Source organism: Kitasatospora sp. NPDC030952 (assembly GCF_055571335.1).
Genome location: NZ_JBVIFM010000032.1, coordinates 53,965 through 77,027, shown reverse-complemented (window position 1 = coordinate 77,027; position 23,063 = coordinate 53,965). Strand labels below are relative to the sequence as shown.

Annotated in this window: 22 protein-coding genes; 11 read left to right on the top strand and 11 right to left on the bottom strand. The window is 74.6% G+C overall.

The genetic code is table 11. From position 1 onward, the window contains the following. Positions 1-63: 63 nt before the first annotated feature. Both ACZ47G_RS36005 and ACZ47G_RS36000 read right to left on the bottom strand, forming a co-directional pair. Positions 64-2,874 carry a BTAD domain-containing putative transcriptional regulator gene (locus ACZ47G_RS36005; protein WP_465750106.1) on the bottom strand — a complete coding sequence of 937 codons (2,811 nt, stop codon included), beginning with the start codon at positions 2,872-2,874 and terminating at the stop codon, positions 64-66. After that, a complete protein-coding gene (locus ACZ47G_RS36000) occupies positions 2,871-3,506 on the bottom strand; it encodes an AfsR/SARP family transcriptional regulator (protein WP_465750104.1) in 636 nt (211 codons plus the stop codon). The genes ACZ47G_RS36005 and ACZ47G_RS36000 overlap by 4 nt, the downstream gene beginning before the upstream one ends. A 797-nt stretch (positions 3,507-4,303) precedes the next feature. Between ACZ47G_RS36000 and ACZ47G_RS35995 the strand changes: the two genes are divergently transcribed. From ACZ47G_RS35995 to ACZ47G_RS35985, 3 genes are all read left to right on the top strand, one after another. Beyond that, the gene (locus tag ACZ47G_RS35995; protein ID WP_465750103.1) at positions 4,304-5,134 is read left to right on the top strand and encodes a polysaccharide deacetylase family protein; all 831 of its coding nucleotides are present in this window, start codon (positions 4,304-4,306) and stop codon (positions 5,132-5,134) included. A gap of 167 nt (positions 5,135-5,301) precedes the next feature. After that, positions 5,302-6,171 carry a hypothetical protein gene (locus ACZ47G_RS35990; RefSeq protein ID WP_465750101.1) on the top strand — a complete coding sequence of 290 codons (870 nt, stop codon included), beginning with the start codon at positions 5,302-5,304 and terminating at the stop codon, positions 6,169-6,171. A gap of 226 nt (positions 6,172-6,397) precedes the next feature. Next, the gene (locus tag ACZ47G_RS35985) at positions 6,398-7,423 is read left to right on the top strand and encodes a helix-turn-helix domain-containing protein (RefSeq protein ID WP_465750099.1); all 1,026 of its coding nucleotides are present in this window, start codon (positions 6,398-6,400) and stop codon (positions 7,421-7,423) included. 101 nt (positions 7,424-7,524) lie between these two features. On the opposite strand, the gene ACZ47G_RS35980 is transcribed toward ACZ47G_RS35985, so the two are convergent. From ACZ47G_RS35980 to ACZ47G_RS35965, 4 genes are all read right to left on the bottom strand, one after another. Beyond that, positions 7,525-8,178 (bottom strand): hypothetical protein, encoded by a 654-nt coding sequence (locus tag ACZ47G_RS35980; RefSeq protein WP_465750097.1) that lies wholly within the window; start codon positions 8,176-8,178, stop codon positions 7,525-7,527. Next, on the bottom strand, positions 8,175-8,762 hold the full coding sequence (locus tag ACZ47G_RS35975) for an RNA polymerase sigma factor (protein ID WP_465750095.1): 588 nt from the start codon (positions 8,760-8,762) through the stop codon (positions 8,175-8,177). Before ACZ47G_RS35975 ends, ACZ47G_RS35980 begins: the two co-directional genes overlap by 4 nt. Positions 8,763-8,924: 162 nt before the next feature. Further along, positions 8,925-10,421 (bottom strand): DEAD/DEAH box helicase, encoded by a 1,497-nt coding sequence (locus ACZ47G_RS35970; protein ID WP_465750093.1) that lies wholly within the window; start codon positions 10,419-10,421, stop codon positions 8,925-8,927. 108 nt (positions 10,422-10,529) lie between these two features. Then, entirely contained in the window at positions 10,530-10,733 is a 204-nt protein-coding gene (locus tag ACZ47G_RS35965; RefSeq protein WP_045694210.1) for a cold-shock protein, read from the bottom strand. Between the two features lie 410 nt (positions 10,734-11,143). Here ACZ47G_RS35965 and ACZ47G_RS35960 point away from each other — a divergent pair, with 410 nt between their 5' ends. Then, entirely contained in the window at positions 11,144-11,371 is a 228-nt protein-coding gene (locus ACZ47G_RS35960) for a hypothetical protein (protein ID WP_465750091.1), read from the top strand. A gap of 19 nt (positions 11,372-11,390) precedes the next feature. On the opposite strand, the gene ACZ47G_RS35955 is transcribed toward ACZ47G_RS35960, so the two are convergent. Further along, positions 11,391-11,801, bottom strand: a complete 411-nt coding sequence (locus ACZ47G_RS35955; RefSeq protein WP_465750089.1) for a PPOX class F420-dependent oxidoreductase — start codon at positions 11,799-11,801, stop codon at positions 11,391-11,393. Between the two features lie 166 nt (positions 11,802-11,967). Between ACZ47G_RS35955 and ACZ47G_RS35950 the strand changes: the two genes are divergently transcribed. Then, entirely contained in the window at positions 11,968-13,038 is a 1,071-nt protein-coding gene (locus ACZ47G_RS35950) for a dienelactone hydrolase family protein (RefSeq protein ID WP_465750087.1), read from the top strand. A 112-nt stretch (positions 13,039-13,150) separates the two neighbouring features. Here the strand turns inward: ACZ47G_RS35950 and ACZ47G_RS35945 are convergent, their stop codons facing one another. From ACZ47G_RS35945 to ACZ47G_RS35935, 3 genes are all read right to left on the bottom strand, one after another. Continuing rightward, complete coding sequence (locus ACZ47G_RS35945; protein WP_465750085.1) at positions 13,151-13,798, bottom strand: TetR/AcrR family transcriptional regulator; 648 nt, start codon at positions 13,796-13,798, stop codon at positions 13,151-13,153. Then, entirely contained in the window at positions 13,795-15,312 is a 1,518-nt protein-coding gene (locus tag ACZ47G_RS35940; RefSeq protein WP_465750083.1) for an MFS transporter, read from the bottom strand. The genes ACZ47G_RS35945 and ACZ47G_RS35940 overlap by 4 nt, the downstream gene beginning before the upstream one ends. A 304-nt stretch (positions 15,313-15,616) precedes the next feature. Further along, a complete protein-coding gene (locus tag ACZ47G_RS35935) occupies positions 15,617-15,784 on the bottom strand; it encodes a hypothetical protein (RefSeq protein WP_465750081.1) in 168 nt (55 codons plus the stop codon). 529 nt (positions 15,785-16,313) lie between these two features. Between ACZ47G_RS35935 and ACZ47G_RS35930 the strand changes: the two genes are divergently transcribed. The 6 genes from ACZ47G_RS35930 to ACZ47G_RS35905 all read left to right on the top strand — a co-directional run bounded on the left by ACZ47G_RS35930 (position 16,314) and on the right by ACZ47G_RS35905 (position 21,862). Next, positions 16,314-17,588 (top strand): molybdopterin-dependent oxidoreductase, encoded by a 1,275-nt coding sequence (locus ACZ47G_RS35930; protein WP_465750118.1) that lies wholly within the window; start codon positions 16,314-16,316, stop codon positions 17,586-17,588. Positions 17,589-17,593: 5 nt separating this feature from the next. After that, positions 17,594-18,112, top strand: a complete 519-nt coding sequence (locus ACZ47G_RS35925) for a hypothetical protein (RefSeq protein ID WP_465750079.1) — start codon at positions 17,594-17,596, stop codon at positions 18,110-18,112. Between the two features lie 77 nt (positions 18,113-18,189). After that, positions 18,190-19,053, top strand: a complete 864-nt coding sequence (locus ACZ47G_RS35920) for an S-methyl-5'-thioadenosine phosphorylase (protein WP_465750077.1) — start codon at positions 18,190-18,192, stop codon at positions 19,051-19,053. Continuing rightward, positions 19,037-20,425, top strand: coding sequence for a hypothetical protein (locus ACZ47G_RS35915; RefSeq protein WP_465750075.1), 1,389 nt, complete (start codon positions 19,037-19,039; stop codon positions 20,423-20,425). Before ACZ47G_RS35920 ends, ACZ47G_RS35915 begins: the two co-directional genes overlap by 17 nt. A gap of 65 nt (positions 20,426-20,490) precedes the next feature. Then, positions 20,491-21,204, top strand: coding sequence for a molybdopterin-dependent oxidoreductase (locus tag ACZ47G_RS35910; protein WP_465750073.1), 714 nt, complete (start codon positions 20,491-20,493; stop codon positions 21,202-21,204). Continuing rightward, positions 21,188-21,862: a cytochrome b/b6 domain-containing protein gene (locus ACZ47G_RS35905; RefSeq protein WP_465750070.1), complete on the top strand. Its 675-nt coding sequence runs from the start codon at positions 21,188-21,190 to the stop codon at positions 21,860-21,862. The genes ACZ47G_RS35910 and ACZ47G_RS35905 overlap by 17 nt, the downstream gene beginning before the upstream one ends. Positions 21,863-21,872: 10 nt before the next feature. On the opposite strand, the gene ACZ47G_RS35900 is transcribed toward ACZ47G_RS35905, so the two are convergent. After that, a complete protein-coding gene (locus tag ACZ47G_RS35900; protein WP_465750068.1) occupies positions 21,873-23,027 on the bottom strand; it encodes a thioesterase domain-containing protein in 1,155 nt (384 codons plus the stop codon). Positions 23,028-23,063 lie beyond the last annotated feature (36 nt).

The following is a 23,063-nucleotide window of genomic DNA, read 5'->3' as shown; positions in this document are numbered from 1 at the left end:
CCGGGCCACCAGTCCGGAACCCCGGCCCGAGCCTGGGCCCGAACCGGGGCGCCGAGCGCCCGCTCACTCGCAGAGCCGCCGCATGGCCGCCCGCAGCCGCAGCAGTTCGGGCGCCACCGGGCGCGGCCGGTCCGGGACCTTCGGGTGGCCGTCCCAGCCCGCCAGCGCGGCCCGCTTCGCGACCTGCCGGCCCTGCGGGATCCGCGCGTACGCGACCTCGCACAGCAGCGGCTGCCGGAACGCGAAGCGGCTGGTGCCGTCGGCGTCGGCGGGCGCGGGCCCCAGGATGCCGAGCCGGGCGAGCGTGTCCAGCGCGCCGTTCACCTCGTCCGTCCGCTCGCGCCGCAGCGCCGCCACCGCGTCCGGCCGGATGCCGTCGCCGAGCAGCGCCGCGTCCTGGAGCACCGCCTTGAGGTTCGCCGGCAGGGCGTCCAGCCGGGCCGCGACCACCCGGTGCACGGCCGGCGGCACCTCGCCCAGGGCGGGGGAGCGGGGCACCGGCTCGGCGGCGTCGAGCCGGCGCAGTGCCAGCCGGACGAACTCCGTCACGAACAACGGGTTCCCGCCGGCCAGGGCGGTCACCGATTCGACCAGCTCGCGCACCATCTCGCGCACCAGCCCGGGCGGCGTGGCCGCCGGGCGCTGCGCGGTGATCACCGTCCTCGCCAGCCGGGCGACGGCGGCATCGGACAGCGGCGCCAGTGTGACGGTCGTGAGCGCCCCCGCGGCGTCACGCCAGTCCGGCCGCCGGGCGAACAGCTCCGGGCGTGCCGTGGCGACCACCATCAGCCGGGACCGGCCGGGTGCGGCGACCAGCCGGCCGACGGCGTCGAGCAGGCGCTCGTCCGCCGAGTGCAGGTCGTCCACCAGCATGATCACCGTGCGTTCGGCGGCCAGCCGCTCCAGCAGGGTGTGCCAGGCCGCGGTCACCTCCTCCGCCCCGGCGGTCCGCTCGTGGTCCGGCACGTGCCCGATCGGGACGACCAGGTGCTCGAACAGGTGCCGTGCCTCGGCGGGGCTCTCGGCCACCCGCTCGACCGTCTCCCACAGCCTGGTCCGGGCGGTGCCCGGCAGGTCGTCGGGGCGGATGCCGCAGGCCGCCGAGAGCTCCGCGGCCACGAACCGCAGCGGGCTCTCGTCGACGGCGCACGGCACGACGTGCGCCAGCAGCGGCCGCGCCGCCGGATCGGACCGGGCGGCCAGGCGCTCGAACGCGTGGAGCATCGCGCTCTTGCCCATGCCGGCCTCGCCGACGACGAGCACCACGCGCGGATCGCCCGGTCCGGCGGCGAGCAGGCCCGTCATGGCGTCGAGCCCCTCGGCCCGCTCCAGGGTGGGGAACCCCTCGTCGCGCACGCCGTTGGACCGCAGCCCGGCGACCGCCCAGATCGTCGAGTGGACGGAGGCGCGCCGGTAGTCGATCCAGTTGTCGGTCTGCTCCCTGGCCGACTCGCTGACCCAGATCTGGTCGTGCGGCACGAGCGGCAGCAGGGACAGCGGCCGGTCCAGGGCCGCGCCGGTCACCGAGGGCGAGCCGGGCGCCTCCGGGCAGAACCGGACCAGCGCCTCACCGGTGTCGATCGCCGCCCGCAGGACCAGCCGTTCGGCCGCCGCGTGCTCGAACCGCACCCGGTGCCGGACGGCGAGCGCCATCAGCACCGCCCGCATCGCCTCGTTGCTGCGGATGTGCCGGGCGCCGAAGACGACGAGCCAGGAGGAGCCGATCCGCGCCGAGACGGTGCCGCCGAACCGCTGCGCCTCGGAGCGCACGATTCCGTGCAGCGCCGTCATCACCGTGTCCAGGCGCTCCGGATCCGCGCCCGGGTGTTCGGCCGGGACGGACGCGTTGATCAGGACGACGGTGACCTCCCGGCGCTCCTGGGCGAAGTCCTCGGCGCCGGTCGGCGCATCGGCCGCCCCCGCGGCGCCCGTTGCTCCCGCCGTCCCCGTTCCCGTTGCCGTCCCGGTCCCTGTCGCGTCCGTCGCGTCCGCCGGCACCGGTGGTCCGGTCCGGGCCTGCGACGGCGGGCACTGGGCCGGGGGCCGGATCCGGACGCTGCCGGGCAGGGGGGTGTACTCCAGCGCCGGGTCGTCGGTGAGGATCGCCTGTTGGACGTTCTGCAGCTCGCGCCCCGGGTCCAGGCCCAACTCCTCGGCCAGGTGGGCCCGGACGGAGTGGTAGACGCCGAGCGCGTCGGACTGCCGGCCGCTGCGGTGCAGGGCCAGCATCAGCTGTCCGGCCAGTCCTTCGCGGCGCGGGTGCGCCCGGCTGAGCTCCTGGAGCTCCGGAAGCACCGCCAGGTGCTGCCCCAGGGCGAGTTCGGCGTCGAAGTGCTCCTCCAGGACGTCCAGCCGTGCCGTCCCGGCCGCCGTCAGCTCGGGCCAGGCCAGGCCGATCCCGGCCTCGGCGAGGTCGGCCAGGGCGTCCCCGCGCCACAGGTCCAGCGCCTCGCGCCAGCTCTGGGAGGCCGCCGCCACCGCGCCCTCGCGCATCCGCGTCCGGCCTGCCGCCACCAGTTCCTGGAAGCGGTGCAGGTCGATCGCCCGGGGCTCCACCTCCAGGACGTATCCGGGGGCGCGGGAGAGCAGCGCCGGCGCGTTCGGCGCGGGCCGCCGGGTGTCGGCGAGGAGGAGGTTCCGCAGCTGCCAGACCGCGTTCTGCACCATCTTGCGGGCCGAGGGGGGCGTCGGGCCGTCCCACAACGCGGAGATGAGCTGGCTGGTGGCCGTCACCTGGTTGTGGCGCAGCAGGAGGTAGCCGAGTACGGCCCGTTGGTTGATGCCGCTGAGGGGCTGGGGTGTGTTGTACCGCAGGACCTCCAGGGGCCCCAGCACGTTGAACCGCAGCTCGTCGGGGTGGCCGCCGGTCGTCATGCGGCGAGCCGCAGGACGGCGTCGGCCTCGTCCAACGCGGGCGAGTGGCTGAGGACGGCCTGTTCCAGCGCCCGTGACCGGGGGCCGGGGGCCGTGCGGCCCCGCTCCGCGAGGGCGGACTTGGCGCGCCGGTAGACCTCCAGGGCGTCCGCCTGGCGCCCGCTGCGGTACAGCGCGACCATGAGCAGCCGGCACAGCCGTTCGCGGGCCGGGGTGGTGGTCGTGGCGGCGCTCAGCTCGGCGAGCACCTCGCGGTGGCGACCCAGCATCAGGTCGGCCACCACCCGGTCCTCCAGGGCGTTCCAGCGCGCCTCGCGCAGGGCCGCCAGCTCGGGCCAGTCGACGCCCGCCTCGGCGAGGTCGGCCAGGGCGTCCCCGCGCCACAGGGACAGGGATTCCCGCAGGGTGGCGGAGGCGGTCGCCCAGGCGCGGTCGGCGAGCTCCCGCTCGGCGCGGCGCGCCAGTTCCCGGTGGCGGCCGTAGTCGACGTGCTCCGGAGCCAGGTGGAGGACGTAGCCCCGGGGCTCGGTGCGCAGGTCGATCGGGGTGCTGTCGCGGGGCTCGCGCCCCGCGCGGATCCGCCGCAGCCCGGAGACGGCGTTCTGCAGGATCTTGCGGGCGGTGGTGGGCACGTCCGTCTCCCAGAGTGCCGAGACCAGGCGCGTCGTGCTGACCGGGGTGTTGGCGTGCAACACGAGGAATGCCAGGGCGGTCCGTTGCCGGATCCCGCCCAGTGGCACGTTTTCACCGTGGTGGACCGCTGTCAGCGGGCCAAGGATGTTGAAATGCAAGGAAGTTCCCGTCTGGTCGACCTACATTGCCGGAGGGTCCGCCCGACTCGTGCGTGAGTGATCCACCGCACCCGATCATGACGTCACCTCAGGGAAACGGCCTGGGAGAAGCGGGGTTCGCGGAGGAGAACGTCTTTGTTCGTTACTCCGGAGTAGCTCGTTGTGTCATTCTGGCGGCTTGACCTGGGCTGACGTCAGGTCGTTGAGCCTTCACCAGTCGGATCGTAGGTGAAGCTTGGCCGGGACGCACAGACCGGATCAGAAATCGGCCTCCGTCGATATGTTTTGCGTCGTCATCGGCTCGAATGGATTGAAAGTCCCCGCCCCGGGCATTGCGTCTCAACCATCGGAGGGCCCCGCGGATGTACCTCGGACAGCGATCGATCTCCGATTTTCACAGATCATTCGCGGATGGTTCGGTTACCGGAAGGTAATAGTCTGCCTCCCGGTCCGGGAGCGGTTCCGGGCCGAAAACCCTTGCACGGCAGGGAGGTCGGGCTGATGGGCAGGGCGGACGGACGACGAGACCCTCACCCCGGCGGGCCCGGCACTCGCTTCGAACCGAGGGAACCCATCGTGTTCGATTCACGTCATGGACCTCGGAGAACACGCAGGTGCGATCGGGGGAGTGACGGTAGATGGACGTCAAGGCGGGCATGGCGAAGCTGGGCGGCCGGTCGCGGGTGGCGCTGGCCGCGGGGGTCGTGGTGGTGGCGGTGGCCGCCTGGGCGGTTCCGCCGGTCACCGGGTCGTTCGCCGCGGCCAAGCAGAACGCCGCACACGAGCAGGAGCCGGCCACCGACAATCACGACGGTTCGCAGGGCTCCGCCGGCGGCGCCACGCAGCAGGGGGGTGTGCCGGAGGGCATCGCCCACGCCTCCGAGGCCGGGGGCAATGCCGTGAACATCACCATCGACGACGGTCCCGACCCGGTGTGGACCCCGAAGGTGCTCGACGTGCTCAAGCGGTACGGGGTGAAGGCGACCTTCTGCATGATCGGGCCGCAGGCCAAGGCCCACCCCGAGCTGGTGAAGCAGGTGCTGGCGGCCGGTCACCGGCTCTGCGACCACACCGTGCACCACGACACCACGATGGACAAGAAGCCCGTCGCCTACCAGGAGAAGGAGATCCTGGACGCGAAGAAGATGATCGAGGACGCCGCGGGCAGCCCCGGAGTGGTGCAGTACTACCGGGCCCCCGGCGGCTCGTTCACCCCCGACAGCCGGCGGATCGCCGCGGCGAACGGGATGCGCCCGCTCGGCTGGAACGTCGACTCCAAGGACTTCGAGAAGCCCGGCACGGCGGCCATCGTCGAGACGGTCAAGAAGGAGATCCCCAACGGCCCGACGGTGCTGTTCCACGACGGCGGCGGCGACCGGCAGCAGACCGTGGAGGCGCTCGGCCAGGTGCTCGGCTGGCTGAAGGCCCAGGGCCGTACCACCGGCTTCCCGGTCCGGACCACCTCCTGACACCACCTCCTGACGCCGGCCCCTGACTCCGGCCCTGACGCCACCCCCCCTGACACCACCCCCCCCTGAGAGCGGCCGCTGATCCGGGAGGCGCCCGCTGCCGCCCGGCGGGGCGGTCGTACCATGTCCGGCCTGTGGGTTTGCCGAGGCGAGGAGAGGGCGGGCGGGTGGGCAGGGTCGAGTGGGCGGGCGGTCTGGGCCGGCTGGTGGGGGCGGCGGCCGAGCTGGGGGAGGCCGGGCGGCAGGCGGTGCTGCGCGGTGGCCGCTCGGCGGCGGGCGGGCGGTGGGCGCTGGCGGCGCTGAGCTCGGTCGCCCCGCCGGAGGTGCCGGCCACCGAGCCGTGGAAGCTGTCGCTGGGCACGCTGATCGGCCGTCACCCGCGGACACCGGCAGTGGCGCACAAGCTGCTCGGACTCCTCGACGGCTACGGCGCGGTGCACCTGGGCCCGGTGCGGGCCGGCTTCGACGGGGAGGAGGTGGAGTGGGACAAGGTCGTGGAGATCCGCACCCGCAACGCCTTCGAGGTGCTGACGACCAGTGCCCTGGAACAGGACGTGGACCGGATCCGCGAGTTCCTCCCGCCGGTGCCCGGCCGCAAGTGGGCCGTCACCAAGGCGGGGGAGGCGTTGGCCACCGTCGTCCTCGCGGCGCTCGAACGCGGTTCGGTCGACCAGCGGCTGGACGAGCTGACCGTACCGGCCCAGATCGTCCACCGCGGTCTGCTCGGCCGCCAGCGCACCCTGGAAGCGGGCTGCTTCGCCGCCGCCTCGCTGGTGATCGTCGGCCAGGCCCGGGAGAGCCTGATGGCGACCGCCCGCCGACGCGGCATCCCGGTGCGGCCCGCCGAGGCGGTGGCGGAACCCGACCGGGCGGAGCACGTGGTGGTGCTGCGCGAGCGCACCGACGCCGTCGCCCGGCTGCTGAGCCGGATCGAGCAGGCCGAGCCTGCGGTGGCGGACGAGCCGGCGACCGGGGGCGAGGTGGCGGCCGGGGAGCCGGCGGTGTCGCTCGACAAGGCCCCGCCCCCGGCTGGTTGATCCGACCGCTCGTCGACGGAATCGACTGAATCGATGGAGGGGGAAGCAGCCTGTGACCGACCGGCACATGGTGAGTGGGTGAAGGAGCGGCGTTGGGGTGCGTGCATCGCAAGGCGGAGGAGGGAGGCGATGCGGAGCATCGGGCGACCGACGACAACGCGGCGAGGTGCGTGCACCAGCGTCGCGACGCCGCTCACCATGTGCAGGTCGGTCTGAAGGGGCGAGGGTGACTGGAGGGACGGGATCCGCCGTGTTCCGCGGCGAGGACGTGCCCGCGCGGGAGCGGTTCGACTGCTGGCGGGAGCTGCTGGAGCGGACCAGGGCGTGTGAGGCGACCAGTGCCCACGCCGATGACTTCCGGGCGGAGCTGAGGCGCTCCGAGCTGGGGGAGGTGACCCTGCTCGGGACGTCGTTCCCGTCGGTGCGGTTCCGGCGGACGGAGCGCATGGTGCGGCGCTCCGACGAGGGCGTCTACCACCTGTCGTTCCTGCAGCAGGGCACCATGACGCTGACCCGGGGCGCGGGCCGCACGGAGACGCTCCGACCGGGGGACCTGCACCTGGTCGACAGCTCCCACCCGTACGACCTGCGGGCCTTCGGCGGTCCGACGGCCACGGAGCCGGAGCCCCGGATCTCCGGCGTCGGCATCGACTTCCCGGTGTCGCTGCTGCCGCTGCCCCCGCAGCGGCTGCGCGACCTGTTGGGCCGGGCGTTCTCGGCCCGGGAGGGGTCGGCGGCGCTGCTGGCGCAGTTCCTGGTCGGGCTGGACCGGCAGGCCGCCGCCCTGGGCCCGGCGGAGACGGCCCGGCTGGGGACGGTCGTCGTCGACCTGGTGGCGGCCTGGGTGGCCGGAGAGCTGGACGCCGAGGGCGAGCTGTCGGACGACGCCCGGCACCGGGCGCTGGCCGGGCAGGTGCGGGCCTTCGCGCGCCGCAACCTCCACGACCCCGAGCTCACCCCGGCGGTGATCGCCGCCGCCCACCACGTCTCGGTCAGCCACCTGCACCGGGTCTTCACCCGGCAGTCCCAGGGCCGCACCCTCGCCGCCTGGATCCGCGCCGAACGCCTGGAACGGGCCCGCCGCGACCTCGCCGACCCCGCCCACCGCACCACCCCGGTGCACGCCGTCGCCGCCCGCTGGGGCCTGCCCCGCGCCGACGACTTCAGCCGCGCCTTCCGCGCCGCCTACGGGCTCTCGCCCCGCGAACACCGCCGGCGCGCCCTGGCCGGGGGCGGCACGGAGGGCGCGTAGGGCGCGTGGGGAGACACCACGGCGGGCACCGCACAGCTCCCGGCCGCGGTGGTGCCACGGGCCGGGAGCTGCGCGGTGTCATGGGTGGGCCGTCGGACGGATCAGCCCACGCCGACCACATTGGTCTGGGAGAGCGGGAAGCAGCCCGGCGTCTCCTTGGTGAGCGTGATGTCCATGCTGCCGACGGTGTTCGGCTGGAGCGAGCCCTGGGGAGCGGTGTTGAGTACCAGCAGGCTCTCACCGGGCGGGATCGCGCCCGGGTGCAGGATCGCGATGCGGCCGTTCTTCGGGTCCAGCGACATCACCGCGTCCAGCCGGCTGCTGTCGGTGGTCACCGGGGTGTGGCAGGAGGCCGAGGGCGTCATGACCAGTGCGGGTACGCCCACCGAGCGCAGGGCGCCCTGGAGCCCGGACCACTCGGTGCCCGTCAGCTGGACGGAGACGGTGCCGTCCGTGTTGGGGGTCACCGTGTAGGAGGCGGTGGTGAGCTGTACCGCGACCGGGCTGCCACCGGTGCTCGGGGCGGTGGCGGGGCCGGTCTGCGGTGCGGGCGCCGCGGGGGTGGCGGGGGCGGTGTCGTCGTGCGGCAGCAGGACGACCGCCGTGACCGCGGCGGCGAGCCCGAAGCCGGTCGCCACCAGCCTGCGGGTGTGGCGCGGCCGGGCCGGGGCCCTGGTGCCCGCGGTCGGGAGGTTCGCGGCCCGGGTGGCGAGTTCGGCACCGAGCTGCTGCCGGAAGTGCAGGGGCGTGTTCACGAGGCGGCCTCCAGGAGGGTGTTCACGGACGCGCTGGTGGTGTCGGTGGCCGGGACGACCTTCTGCAGTGCCTTGCGGGCCCGGTGCAGCCGCACCCGGGCGGTGGCCGCGGTGATGCCCAGTGCCTTGGCCGCGTCACGGACGGTCAGCCCGTCGACGGTCACCAGGTCCAGCACCGCGCGCAGCGGCTCGGACAGGGCGGCGTGCCGTCCGGCCAGCGCGCGGACCTCCTGCGCCGCGTCGATGCGTTCCTCGATCGCGGACACGTCCTGATCGTCGAGCATCCGCTGGCCGGCGATCCTGGCCACCGCGTTGCGTTCCCGCACGCTGCCACGGAAGTGCGCGGCCACGACGTTGCGGGCGATCCCGTACAGCCAGGCGATGGGCGTGCCGCGGCGGGCGTCGTACCCGTCGGCCTGCTCCAGCGCCGTCAGGAAGATGTCGGCCGTCAGATCGGCCGCCAGATGCGCGCTGGAGGTGCGCCGGGTGACGAATCCGAGCACGGGGTCGAACTGTTGCTGGTAGAACACGGCGAACGCCGCCGGGTCGCGCGAGGGTGGTGCTGTTCGGTGCTCCGCTGACACGGGTGGACTCCTTGGAACGACGAGCACTGCCTTACGTCTCTACTTGGCTCGGGCCTTCCAAGGCGTTACACGGTCCTACCGGGGGCGCGTCGTGCGAGGTCCCGCAGCGGATCGGCGGCTGACCGCCGCCCCGGCCGGGGGACCGGACGCCGCTACTCGGGGCTACTCGGCGCGAGGCGTGCGGGGCGCGCGCGTGGCGTGAGCGGCGTGGGCGGCGCGCCGGGGCGCGCCATGGTGGCCGCGACCCGTCGCCGGGCCGCGGCGCGGCCGCTCGACCACGGGGTCGGGGACGGTGACGGGCACACCGGTGGGCACCCGGGCGCCGGTGATGCGGGCCAGGTCCTCGTCACCGGAGCTGACCATGGTGGTGACCGGGGTGATGCCGACGGTGCTCATCATGCGGGCCATCCCGCGGCGCTGGCTGGGTAGCACCAGCGTGACGACGGTGCCGGACTCACCGGCCCGGGCGGTGCGCCCGCCCCGGTGCAGGTAGTCCTTGTGGTCGCCCGGCGGGTCCAGGTTGACGACCAGGTCGAGACCGTCGACGTGGATGCCCCGGGCGGCGACGTTGGTGGCGATCAGCGCGGTGACCTGGCCGGTGCGGAACTGCTCCAGGGTGCGGGTGCGCTGCGGCTGGAGCTTGCCGCCGTGCAGGGCCGCGGCCTTGACACCGTTCGCGAGCAGCTCCTCCACCAGGCGGTCCGCGCCCTGCTTGGTCTCGGTGAACATGATCACCCGGCCGTCGCGGGACGCGATGTGGGCGATCGTGGCGCTCTTGTCGACGTTGCGCACGTGCAGCACGTGGTGCTCCATGGTGCCGACCGCTCCCGCGGCCGGGTCCACCGAATGGGTGACCGGGTCCTTGAGGAAGCGCCGCACCAGGCCCTCGACGCCGCGGTCCAGCGTGGCGGAGAACAACATCGTCTGGCCGGCCCCGTCGACCTGCTCCAGGAGCTCGGTGACCTGCGGCAGGAAGCCCATGTCGGCCATCTGGTCGGCCTCGTCCAGCACGGTGACACCGACCTGGTCCAGCCGGCAGTCGCCGCGCAGGACCAGGTCCTTGAGCCGCCCCGGGGTGGCCACCACGATCTCCACCCCGCGGTTCAGCAACCAGGCCTGGCGGCTGATCGAGGTCCCGCCGACCACGGTCGCCATCCGCAGGCGTACCGCGCGGGCGTAGGGGGTGAGGGCTTCGGTGACCTGCTGCGCGAGCTCGCGGGTGGGGACCAGCACCAGGGCCAGCGGGCAGCCCGGCTCGGCCCGGCGCCCGGCGGTGCGGGCCAGGGTGGCCAGGCCGTACGCGATGGTCTTGCCGGAGCCGGTACGGCCCCGGCCCAGGACGTCGCGGCCGGCCAGCGAGTTCGGCAGCGTGGCGGCCTGGATCGGGAACGGTGCCGTGACGCCCTGCTGGGTCAGCACCGGGAGCAGTGCCTCCGGCAGGTCCAGCTCGCCGAAGGACTCGACGGCCGGAAGGGCCGGGGTGGTGTTCACCGGGGTGGCGAACTCGCCCTGTGCGGTGGGTTCCTGAGCGGCGCCGCGCCCGTGGGGGCGGCGGCCGCGGACCGGCCGGTCTCCGTGGGAGGAGCTGCCGCCGGAGCGGGCCCCCGTGGTGGACCGAAAGTCAGCGTCTCGGTACGGGGAGTGACCGGAGCGGGTCATGCGGGAACCTTCCGTTCAGGGCGCCGTGGCGCGAAAACGAAGAGGCCCGCACCGAGCGCGTGCGCGGTGCGGGCCCCTCACTGCCAGGGGGGTGCCGTGGCGGATGAACTACAGCGGGCGGATGTTCTCGGCCTGCGGGCCCTTCTGGCCCTGCGTGACGTCGAACTCGACCTTCTGGCCCTCAAGCAGCTCGCGGAAGCCGTTGGCGTTGATGTTCGAGTAGTGGGCGAAGACGTCCGGGCCGCCACCCTCCTGCTCGATGAAGCCGAAGCCCTTCTCCGAGTTGAACCACTTCACGGTGCCATTAGCCATTAAAAAATCTCCTTCAAGGGACTGTCCGAGGCGCGCACGGTGTGCACACCGAGTCACCGCATGGAGCGCCCACCCCGGGGAAGAGCCGGGGAACAAAAAATGCGCCTGCAGAACATCAGCAGGCGCACACAAAGTTCATGGGAACCACTACTGCAACTGAGTCGACTGTAGCAGGCCGCGGCCCGCTTCGGGGGGTCCTCCCGCGCGCGGTTTTCCGCCGGGCTCCCGGACGGCCGGCCGCACCGGTCGGAGCGGGGTGTGAACTCGCCTCGGGGGAAGGGTGCTTGGGCCCGGGAGCGAGGCGATGCGGCGGCGCCGGCCCGGTCGGGAGGACGGAAATTCTCGGGGAAATCGAACTCGCGCCGTCGAAAAGGTCCGCGGCCAGGGCTTCCCGGCGCATACTGAATGAAATGACGAAATTCTCAGCAGGACGTCGCCCCCTGCCCACCAGCCCCTTCAAGCCCCGTACCGAGGCGCCGCGCAAGCACTTCGCCGTCGGGGACCGGGTCACCCATGACGGGTTCGGCCTCGGCCGGGTCATCGGCGTCGAGGGGGACGGCGACATCGCGGTGCTCGTCGACTTCGGGTCACGTCAGGAACGCGTCATCCATCCGTACACCGCGATGTTCAAGCTCTGACGTTCACGCTCCGACGCCGTCACCCGACGATACGGGCGGCGCTTCCGAGCGCCTCCAGGTTCCAGGTGATGACCCGCCGGGGGTGGACCCGGACGATGTCATGGCTGAAGCGGCCGGGTGCCACCGGCGGTACGTCGACGGTGAGCACCTCGGCCCGGCCCCTGATCTCGACGCCCCGGCCCCAGCCGGCCGCGACGGGGTCGTCGGCCGGGGCCAGGTCGTCGACCAGGACGGAGACCTCCGGACGGGCCTGGGCGTTGAGGTACTTCCGGCTGCGGGCCATGTCGGGCCCGCCGATGTCGATGGTGCCGTCGTCATTGAGCCGGAAGCCCACCGGGCGGACCTGCGGGCCGCCGTCGGGTCCGGTGGTGGCCAGGCGGGCCAGCGGCTGGGCGGTGAGGTAGCGGCGTTCCGTCTCGGTGAAGATCATGCGGTCGACGCTAGGACCTCAAGTGGGCTTGAGGTCAAGGCCGCTGAGCCGACGTCACGGGGTCGACGTCACGGGGCCGACGTCGTGGGGGGCGGTCCGGGCGCGGGGGCGGCCCGGTCGTAGCCTGGGAGCGGCAAGCCCGCAGACCGACTTCCAGGGGGAGAACATGCGTTGGCGTTCCTCGGCGGCCGCCGTCCTGCTCGCCGCGCTGACCGCGACGGGCCTGGCCGCGCCCGTCGCGAGCGCGGCCGAACCGGCGCCCACGGTGCCCGCGGCGGACCGCGAGATCAGCTTCACCGCGGACGGCACCACCGCCTACGGCACCCTGCACGTCCCCGCCCACCGGGCCGGGCACCGGCTGCCCGCCGCCCTGCTGCTGCCCGGCAGCGGTCCGACCGACCGCAACGGCGACGAGCCGCCCGCGCTCACCCCGGGCACCCTGCGGGCGGTCGCCGACACCCTCGGTGCGGACGGCGTGATGACGCTGCGCTTCGACAAGTACTTCACCGGCCGCACCGGCGCCGGCGCCTACCAGGGCGACCCCGGCCGGCTCGACCTGCCCGCCTTCACCCGCCAGGCGGCCGCGGCCTACGCCACCCTGCGGGACCAGCCGGAGGCCGACCGGCGCGAGCTGCTGGTGGTCGGCCACAGCGAGGGCGGGCTGCAGGCCCTGCTGGTCGCCCGTACGGTCCGGCCGGCGCCGGTCGGCCTCGCGCTGCTGGCCCCGCAGGACCAGCGCCTGCTGGACCTGCTGACCGCCCAGCTCGACGGCCAGCTCGACCAGGCGGTCGCGGCCGGGCAGGTCACCGAGGAGGCGGCGCGGGCGAACAAGGCCGGTGTGTCGGCCGCCGTCGCGGACTTCCGGGCCGGCCGCCCGGCCGACACCAGCGTCCTGCTGCCGCCGCTCGCCGGGCTGCTGAACGCGCTGTTCGGCCCGAACAACGCCCGCTTCGTCCGGAGCGACGACGCGGTCTACCCGCCGGATGCCGCCCGGGCGGTCCGCCCCGGCACCAGGGTCACCGTCACCTGCGGCACCGCCGACGGCAACGTGCCCTGCGCGACCGTGCCCCCGCTGCTCGGCGCCCTGGCCGGGGCACACACCACCGGCCCGGGCCTGCGCACCCTGGACGGCGTCGACCACTTCCTGCACCCGGCCGGCACACCGGTCGGCGACCACGCCCTCGCCCCGGCCGTGGTGGCGGCACTGCACGAGTTCGCCCGGCCCTGGGCGCGGTAGGCGAAAGGCGGTGGCCCCGCGCGCCGGAGCGTCCGGTGCGCGGGGCCACCGCCTGATGCGCGGGGCCGCCGTTCGGGGCCCGTGGCCGCCGTCCCGGGCCCCGGGGCCGGTGTCAGTTCGGCCGGCTCGCGGCCAGCAGCTCCTGGAGCAGCGGCAGCAGCTCCTCCGGGTCGGCCGCCGCGAGCTCGGCGAAGGCCCCGCTGGAGCGGGCCAGGATGACCCCGGCGAAGGCCGCCGTGGCCAGTTCGGCGCGCAGCTGCGGGCGGTCCACCCCCTCGGCGGCGAAGCGCTCGTGCAGCGGGTGCACCATCCGCTCGTAGAGGTAGGTGCGGGAGGCCTGCTGCACCTCGGTGTTGTCGCCGGGGGTCACCGCGGCCTGGAAGGAGGGGCCGGGGCCGCGCTGGGTGAGCCGCACCAGCAGGGTGCGCAGCCGCTCCTCCTCCAGCAGGTCGGCCGGTGCCTCGTCGCCCAGTTCGAGTCGGACGGTGGCCAGGTAGAGCTGGGTCTTGCCGCCGAAGTAGCGGGCGATCAGCGCCGGGTCCACGCCGGCCCGTTCGCCGATCTCCCGGGTGGTGGTGCGGTCGTAGCCGCGTTCGGCGAAGAGTTCCAGGGCAGCCCGGATCAGCAGCTCGCGGCTGCGGGCGGCGTCCCGGCGCCGGGGGGACGCGGTCGGTGCGGGGTCGGTCGGTGCGGGGTTGGTCGGTGCGGGGTTGGTCGGTGCGGGGTCGGGCCCATCGGCCGGGGAGGCCGGCGCGCTCACCGGTCGGCCCCCGCCCGCAGCACGGGTACCTCGCTCTCGCCGGCCACGGCGTCGGCGATGCTCTCTTCCACCATCAGCTCCTCGTCCACCCGCAGACCGTCGTCCCGGGCGGCGGCCGCGGCACTGACGCGCGGCAGGACGATCGTAATCACGCCGATCACCACCCAGACCACGCAGCCGATCAGCGCCGCGTCCCGGTAGCCGCTGTCGGCGGGCAGCAGCCGGCCCGGCGCGGTGTGCGCCTGGAGCACGGCGCCGCACAGCGCGCTGCCGGTGGAGTAGCCGATGGTGCGCAGCAGTTGGTTGAAGCTGACGGCGCTGCCGACCTCGTGGGCGGGCACCGCGGCGACGATCAGCCCCGGCATCACGGCGAAGGTGCAGCCGACCCCGAGCCCGGCGAGCGCCATCACCACGAGTTGCTCCCACAGCCGGTCGCGGGCGAACAGGAAGAACAGCATCGAGGCGAGCGAGACGGCGCAGCCGATCGGCAGGACGAGGGCGGAGGAGGCGCGCCGGGTGAGGAGCGGCAGCATCTTGCTGGACGCCAGGCTGGCCGCCGAGAAGGGCAGCAGCACCAGGCCGGCGACCACGACCGAGGCGCCCAGGCCGTAGCCGGTGCTGGTCGGGGTCTGGACGTAGCGGATCACCAGGGAGATCAGCAGGTACATCCCGACGCCGCCGACCAGGCCGGCCACGTCGGCGGTCAGCACGATGGGGTTGCTGAGGCTGCGCAGGTCGACCAGTGGGTGGGCGGTGCGCAGCTCGTGCCGGATCCAGCCGGCGAGCAGCAGCAGCGACAGCGCCGCGACCGTCCACAGCCGGCCGCCGGCCCAGCCCCAGCCCCAGCTCTCGCCCTCGCTGAGCACCAGCAGCAGGCCGACCAGGGCGAGGCTGAGCAGCACGGCGCCGGGCACGTCCAGCGGGCGCCGTTCGCGGTGGGCGGGCCGGGGCAGGACGAGGGCGGCGAGCGCCAGGGCCAGGCCGCTGATCACGGCGCCGAACCAGAATCCGGCGTGGATGCCGAAGGACTGGGAGATCAGCCCGGTGATCGGGTAGCCCAGGCCGACGCCGGCGACGGTGGTGATCGACAGCAGCGCGACCGCCGAGCGGGACTTCTCGGCCGGCACGGCGTCCCGCGCGGTGGCGATGGCCAGTGGGGTGAGGCCGAGCCCGACGCCCTGCAGGGCCCGTCCGGCGATCAGCCACCAGAAACCGAGCGGCAGCGCGGCCAGCACACTGCCGAGCACCACCACGGCGGCGGCTACCAGGGTGACCGTACGGCGGTCCGGCCCGTCGCCGAGGCGTCCGAGCACCGGGGTGGCGACCGCCCCGACCAGCATGGTGATGGTCAGCGACCACTGGGCCTCGGCGAGCGATACGTGGTCGACGGTGGCGATGGTCGGGATCATCGGAGCGCCGAGGCTGCTGATCACCGCCACCACGGCGCTGAGGAACACCAGCACGGGCACCAGGGCCCGCTCACGTCGCGTCGACAGGCCCGTTCGGGTCTCCATGGACGCGCCCTCCCTTGTCACAGATCGAGAATCCGAACCGGGGAGCGGGTAGCCGACCCCGGGCACCCCGGGGTACAGGTGACCGAGGGATGTCATCAGCCGATGTCATCGGATGATGTCTTCAGATGATGACATGCCCGGGAGGCCCGGCAGAAGGCGGGTCGGATGTGACGTTCTCGACAGCCGAACCCCCGTTCGCGACGGCCGGCCGCCGCGAACGGGGGTGCACCCGGTGCCGGTGGCACGCGGCCACCGGGTGGGGTCTACGGGGCTTCGGGGCCAGGGCCACCGGCAGGCCTTGCTGTCAGCGGCGCCGGAACAGGCGTCCGAGCCAGCCGCCGGAGGTCCGCTCCTTGGGCGGGCAGGAGCACCGCTGGGAGGCGGGGATCCCGGCCAGCACCTGTTCGACGTGCATTCCGCACCCGGCGTAGGTCGGCTTCCCGCAGGTACGGCAGGCGATTCGGCGGCACATGCCGCGCTCCCTTCTCAAGGCTCCCCGGTGGATGGACCGGCTCGACCGAATATACCCCTCCCCGTATTCGAACCGCGGCGATCGAAGCCGGCCCCGGGCTCCCGGGGCCCGGCGGGGCCGACCCGGCCCCGGCCCTGAGCGGGCGGCCGGTCGGCGCCGGGGTGCGGCCGTACGGGTGAGGCTCCAGCCCGGTCCGGGCGGCTCCGCCCGGGCGGGTCCCCGCAGGTGGTTGGCTGTCGGGCGGGCTGCGGCCGACCGGTCCTCCGACGCCGAACGGAGTGCCGGCGCCCGCCCGTTCCCTGCCGCGCGGGCCGCGCCCGGCGGATCCCCGGGCAGCTGGAGGTGGTCGGTGGGCACGGCACGCGACGGCGGTGACGTCGACGACGGTGGCGGCGACGGTGACGGCGGCGCGCCCCGGAAGCGGCCCCGGTGGCTCACCGGGGTACGGGCGGCCGGCGCCAGGCTGGCGGGGCGCGCGAAAGGGCTCGCAACAGGGCTTGCGGACGGGCTCGCCGAGCGCCTCGGCCGACTGCCCGTACCGCCCGCGCCGCCCGGGCCGTTCCGGCCCCGGTTCTGGCGCAGCCCGATCCGCGGGCCCTGGCTGACCTCGGTGTTCGGGCTGGTGCTGCTGGTCGGGATCCCCGTGCTCTTCGTCACCGGCGCCCTGTCCTACGCCGCCTACAACCCCGACCTCGGCCCACTGAACGACCAGACGCCGGACAAGGGCGTACTGGGCTTCTACCTCTTCGACTGGCCCACCAGCCCGTCCTGGCTGTACCGGCTCACCCAGGGCGTGCACGTGACCCTCGGCGTCGTCCTGGTCCCGGTGCTGCTGGCCAAGCTGTGGTCGGTGATCCCCAAGCTGTTCGAGTGGCCGCCGGTGCGCAGCGCGGCCCACGGGCTGGAGCGGCTGTCCCTGCTGATGCTGGTCGGCGGGGCCGTCTTCGAGTTCGCCACCGGGATCCTCAACATCCAACTGCACTACGTCTTCCCGGGGTCGTTCTACACCCTGCACTTCTACGGGGCGTGGGTGTTCATCGCCGCGTTCGCCGTCCACGTCGGCCTCAGGTTCGGCCGGATGCTCCGCGCCCTGCGGTCCCGTTCGCTGCTCGTGGAGCTGCGCACCGGCCGGACCGGCACCCGACCCGAACCGCCGGACGCGGACGGCCTGGTGGCGCCCGAACCCGCCTCGCCGACGATCGCCCGGCGCGGGGCGCTCGCGCTGGTCGGCGCGGGCTCGCTGGCCCTGCTGGTGGTCACCGCGGGCCAGAGCATCGGCGGCCGGTGGCGCGGCACCGCGCTGCTGGCGCCGCACAACCGCGACCGGGATTCCGGGCCGAACGGCTTCCAGGTCAACAAGACGGCCGCCGCCGTCGGCATCTCGGCCGCGAGCGTGGGGCCCGACTGGCGGCTGGAACTGTACGGTGCCGGGCCGGTGGTGGTGTTCTCCCGGGAGCAGCTGCTCGCCCTGCCGCAGCGCTCGGCCCGGCTGCCGATCGCCTGCGTGGAGGGCTGGTCCACCGAGGACCAGCGGTGGAGCGGACTGCGGCTCGCCGACCTCGCCGCCCTGGCCGGACTGCCCGACGCGGCCGACGTGCTGGTGGAGTCCGTCCAACCGCCCGGCCCCTACAGCTCCGTGGTGCTGCGCGGCAACCAGATCCGCGACCCGCGCTCGCTGCTCGCCCTGCACGTCAACGGCGCCGAGCTCTCGCTCGACCACGGCTACCCCGCCCGGATCATCGTCCCGGCCAACCCCGGTGTGAACAACACCAAGTGGGTGGGCCGGCTCACCTTCCGGACCTGACCGAGATGAGCCATGTGACCGCCCCGAACCCAGGCACCCTCGCCCGCTGGTACGGCGCCGGGCCGCTGCACCTGCTGGCGCTCCTCGCCTCCCTCGCCCTGACCGGCTTCGCCGTCGAACGCCTGGTGGCCGTACGGCCGTTGGCGGTGGCGCTCTGGTTCGTCGGCGCGGCCGTCGTCCACGACCTGATCCTGCTGCCGCTCTACTCGCTCGCGGACCTCTCGGCCCGGTCGGTGCTGCGCCACCGCGCGGAACGGGCCCCGGCGGTGGACTGGATCAACTTCCTGCGCGTCCCGGTGTTCCTGTCCGGCCTGCTGCTGCTCGTCTGGTTCCCGCTGATCCTCGGCCTCTCCGCGCCCTACCCGGGTGCCACCGGGCTGTCGGAGGGGGTCTACCTCGGCCGCTGGCTCGCCATCACCGGCGTGCTGTTCGGCGCGTCCGGCGTCGCGCTCGCGCTCCGGCTGCGCCGGGTCCGTCGCCGGGCCCGCCGACGCCGCGTGGGCGGCGGCGTTCGGGAATCGTAAGGACGCGCTTCGCCGAGGCCGTCCCCGTCCGCTCCTACATTGGTCGGGATCGAACTCCCGAGGAGAGGTGCTGAAGCATGACGCCACGTCAGAACGCGCAGAAGGAGCCCCGGGCCGAGCTGGGTGTGATCGGTGGTTCGGGGTTGTACGCGTTGCTGGAGGAGGTGGTGGAGGTGCGGGTGGAGACGCCGTACGGGCCGCCGAGTGACGCGGTGTTCGTGGGGGAGGTGGCGGGGCGCCGGGTGGCGTTCCTGCCGCGGCACGGGCGGGGGCACGGGGTGCCGCCGCACCGGATCGACTACCGGGCGAACCTGTGGGCGTTGCACTCGTTGGGGGTGCGGCAGGTGCTGGGGCCGTGTGCGGTGGGCGGGCTGCGGGAGGAGTACGGTCCGGGCACGCTGGTGGTGCCGGACCAGTTCGTGGACCGGACCTCGGGGCGGGTGCAGACCTTCTACGACGGGCGGGTGCTGCCGGACGGTTCGGTGCCGGGGGTGGTGCACGTGTCGATGGCGGATCCGTACTGTCCGGCGGGGCGGCGGGCGGTGCTGGGGGCGGCGCGTTCGGCGGCCTGGGAGCCGGTGGACGGCGGGACGCTGGTGGTGATCGAGGGTCCGCGGTTCTCCACCCGGGCGGAGTCGCGCTGGTTCACCGCGAACGGCTGGTCGGTGGTCGGGATGACCGGGCATCCGGAGGCCGTTCTGGCACGTGAACTCGGGCTCTGCTACAGCTCGTTGGCCCTGGTCACCGACCACGACGCCGGTGTCGAGAGCGGGGACGGGGTGACCCACGCGGAGGTGCTGGAGGTCTTCGCCGGCAACGTCGACCGACTGCGCACGGTGCTGTTCAAGGCCCTGGAGGCCCTGCCCGCGGTCCGCGAGTGCCCCTGCCCGCACGCCCTGGACGGCCTCACCACCGGACTGCCCGGTGTCCCGGGCCGCTGACCGGCCGGTGCTCACCCGGACCCTGCCCTGCGCCGCGGCCCTGACCGCCCTGGTCGCGGCCCTGGCCCTGACCGTGACCGGCGGCGGCACCCTCGCCGACCGGGCGCCGCTGCACGACTGGTACACCCTGGACGCCGCCCTCTTCGCGCTCGCGCTGCTCCTGCTGCGGCGGGTGGAGGACCGCCGGGTGGTGCCGGTCGTCCTGGCCGGGAGCGTCCTGGTCGCCGCCGTCGGGCTGCTCGCGCCGCCGCGCACCAGCGACGACGCCTACCGCTACGTGTGGGACGGCCGGGTCCAGGCGGCCGGCACCTCCCCGTACGCCCACACCCCGGACGACCCGGCCCTGCGCGCCCTGCGCGATCCCGGCCTGTTCCCGACGACAGGCGGCTGCACGGCCTGGGACGAGCACCGGACCGCCGCCGGGGACTGCACCCGGATCAACCGGCCCGCCGTGCACACCGTCTACCCGCCGGTCGCCGAGGCCTGGTTCCTCGCCGAACACCCCTTCGGCGGCGGGGTGCGCGGCGTCCAGGTGGGCGGCGCCCTGCTGGCCGTCGCCACCACCGGCGTGCTGCTGGCCGTCGGCGGGCGCAGCCGGCGGGCGGCGCTGTGGGGCTGGTGCCCGGGCGTGACGGTGTGGGCCGTCAACGACGCCCACGTGGACACCCTCGGCGCGCTGCTGATGGTGGCCGGCCTCGGCTGTGCGGCCCGCCGCCGGGCCGGGGCCGGCGGCGTCCTGCTCGGGGCGGCGGTCGCCACCAAGCTGCTGCCGGCCCTCGCCCTGCCCGGGGCGCTCTCGGGCCTGCTCGCCCGGCGGCCCGCCAAGCGCGACCTGGTGCTGCTCGCCTCGGCCCTCGGCACCTTCGCGGCGGCCTACCTGCCGTACGTCGCGCTCTCCGGCGTGGGCGTCCTCGGCTACCTGCCCGGCTACCTGCGGGAGGAGGGCTACGAGCAGGGCCACCTGGAGCGCTTCGGCCTGGTGCGGGCGGTGCTGCCGGACCGCTGGGCGCCGTGGGCGGCCGCCCTGGTGCTGGCGGCGGTGGTGCTCCGGGTGCTGCGGCGCGGTGACCCGGACCGGCCCTGGCGGGGCGCGCTGACGGTGACCGGGACGGCCCTGCTGCTGGTCGCCCCCAGCTACCCCTGGTACGGGCTGCTGGTGGTGGCCCTGGTCGCGCTGGACGGCCGCTGGGAGTGGCTGGCCGTCCCGGCGGCCGGGCAACTGCTCTACCTGGTGGGCGGCGAGGAGGCCCAGCGCACCGCGTACGGCGCCGCGCTGGCCTGCGTGCTGGTGGTCCCCGCGGTGCGCGGACTGGCCCGCGCCCTGCCGCCGCGGCCGGTGCGCGGCGCCGGGCCGGAGATGACGAAAGTCTGACGGGACGCCGCCGCGACTGGCCCCGGACCGGGTCGAACTGGTCGAATCGTCGCGTGGACAGTCGCGTGGACAGTACAGACGAAGAGGGCCGGGGCACCCCGGTCGGGCGCCGGGTGGTGCTCGGGCTGCTCGGCCTGGGGGCGGCCGGGGTGGCCGCCGGGCCGTTCCTGCAGCGGGTGGAGTCCGGGCTGGCGGAGCGCGACCCGAGCGGCCTGACCGGGCTGCTGCCCGGCAACAACGGCTTCCGCTACTACTCGGTGGTCACCTCCGTCCCCGAGCGCGGCGCGGCCGACTACACGCTCACCGTGGACGGCCTGGTGGACCACCCCGCCACCCACCGGCTCGCCGACCTCCAGGCGATGCCGCAGCGGCGGCTGGTCAAGGACGTCCAGTGCGTCACCGGGTGGCGGGTGCCGAACACCCCCTTCGAGGGGGTGCCGCTGGCGCACCTGCTGGACGCCGCCGGGGTGCGGCCGGGCGCGAAGGCCGTCCGCTTCAGCTGCTTCGACGACGCCTACACCGAGAGCCTCACCCTCGAACAGGCCCGGCGGGACGACGTGCTGGTGGCGCTGCGGCTGGAGGACAAGCCGATCGGCCACCAGCACGGCGGGCCGGTGCGGCTGTACGTCGCGCCGATGTACTTCTACAAGTCCGCGAAGTGGCTCTCCGGCATCACCGTCACGGACTCCGTCCAGCCGGGGTACTGGGAGGGCAACGGTTATGACGTCGACGCCTGGGTCGGCCGGTCGAACGGGCGGGACGATGCACCGACGAGCTGATCTGGTCCTGCGCTTCACCCGCGCCGAGCGCTGGGTGCACCGCACCACCGCCGCCCTGATGGGCGTCTGCCTGGCCACCGCCGCCTGCCTCTACCTCGCGCCGCTCGCCCAACTGGTCGGCAACCGGCCGCTGGTGGTCACCGTGCACGTGTGGTGCGGCCTGGCACTGCCGGTGCCGCTGCTGCTCGGCCTCGCCTCCCGGGCGCTGCGCGCCGACTTCTCTCGGCTGAGCCGCTTCACCCCGGCGGACCGGCAGTGGCTGCGCGCCCGCCGGGCCCGGGCCGCGCACCGCCCGGCCGGCAAGTTCAACGCCGGGCAGAAGCTGTACGCCCAGTGGACGCTGGGTTCGATGCTGGTGATCCTCGGCACCGGGCTGCTGATGTGGCTCACCCACCTCGCTCCGCCGGCCTGGCGCACCGGCGCGACCTTCGTGCACGACTGGCTGGCCGCCGCCATCGCCGTGGTGATCGCCGGGCACGTCCGGATGGCCTGGCGGGACGGCGAGTCGCGGCTGGGGATGCGCACCGGGCTGGTCGAGCGGAGCTGGGCCGAGCGCGAGCACCCGCAGTGGCGCCCGGCGCCCGAGGACCCGGAGCCCGAGGGCCCGGAGCCCGAGGGCCCGGAGCCGCTGCGGACGGGCGCCGGCGAGCGGACCTGACGGCCGGCCGTCACCGCGGGGGCAGCAGCAGGCTCCACACGTCGCGCTCGGCGGTGGCCGACCAGACCACGTCGCCGTGGCCGTAGTCCGGCACCACCCGGTAGTCGACGTTCGCGCCGCCCCGGGCGATCAGCCGGGCGCCGAGGTCGTGGTCGCCGCGCCCGAACTCGGCGTTCAGCCAGACCACTTCGGCCCGGATCGCCGCCCAGTCGATCGCGTAGGTCTCCGTCCGGCCGGCCCAGATCGCCGCCAGGTCGCGCAGCAGCGCGGTCGGCTGGAGGCCGCTGCCGAGGCGGGCGACCGCCTGCTGCCAGACGGCCAGCGGCGTGTGGGTCAGGGTGAAGCGGTCCTCGGCGGGGGTGGCGCCGAAGCGGTAGCCGCCGGTGCTGTGCCCGCGGTGGTGGATCCAGTTCGCCGGGCCGGGCAGGTCCCGGGTGTGGGTGAGGGCGTAGTGGAGCAGCCCGAGGTTGCTGAACGGGGCTGACCCGTCCACCGGCCGGGGCACCCCGCTCGGGGCGTCCGGGGCGGCGGCCGCGCGGGCGAACAGGCCCTTCAGCCCGGGGTCGACGGTCCGGACGCCGGCGTCCAGCTGCTGCCGGAACAGGTCGGTCAGCGCCTCGGCCCGGGCGAGCGACTCCGGCTCCCGCTGCGGGTGGTAGGGGCCGGTGGTGTCCAGGACGAGCACCCGCCGGGGGCCCGCGCCGCCGCTGCGGGCGGCGGTGGCCAGGGCGAGCGCGGCCCCGGCCGAGTGGCCGAGCAGCTCGTGCGGCAGGCCGGTGGCGGACTCGGCGGCGGCGATGACCCGTTCGAGGTCCGCCCGGTGGCCGTCCAGGCCCCAGTCGGCGCACCGGGGGCCGATCCGCTCGGGGACCAGCGCGTCCTCGCGGGGGGTGGTGCCGATCACCAGGTAGCCGTGGTCGGCGAAGTAGCGGGCCAGGCTGCGGCCCTGGGCGGTGCAGTAGTCGGCGTCGACGTTGAGGCCGCCGCCGGGCAGGAGGTGGAGCACCCGGTGCGCGGTGCGTCCGTCGCCGAGGACGTCCACGGTGAAGCCGTCGCCGTGCTGGTCCGGGACGGCCAGCCGGTGGTGACCGGGGCGGACCTCCCGTACGGCGTCGTCCCCGCCCCCGAGTGCCGCCGCCAACGCCCTGACGGTGTCCGTGCCCACCGCTGCCCCCTCCCGTACCCGTGCCGCCCGGTCCGC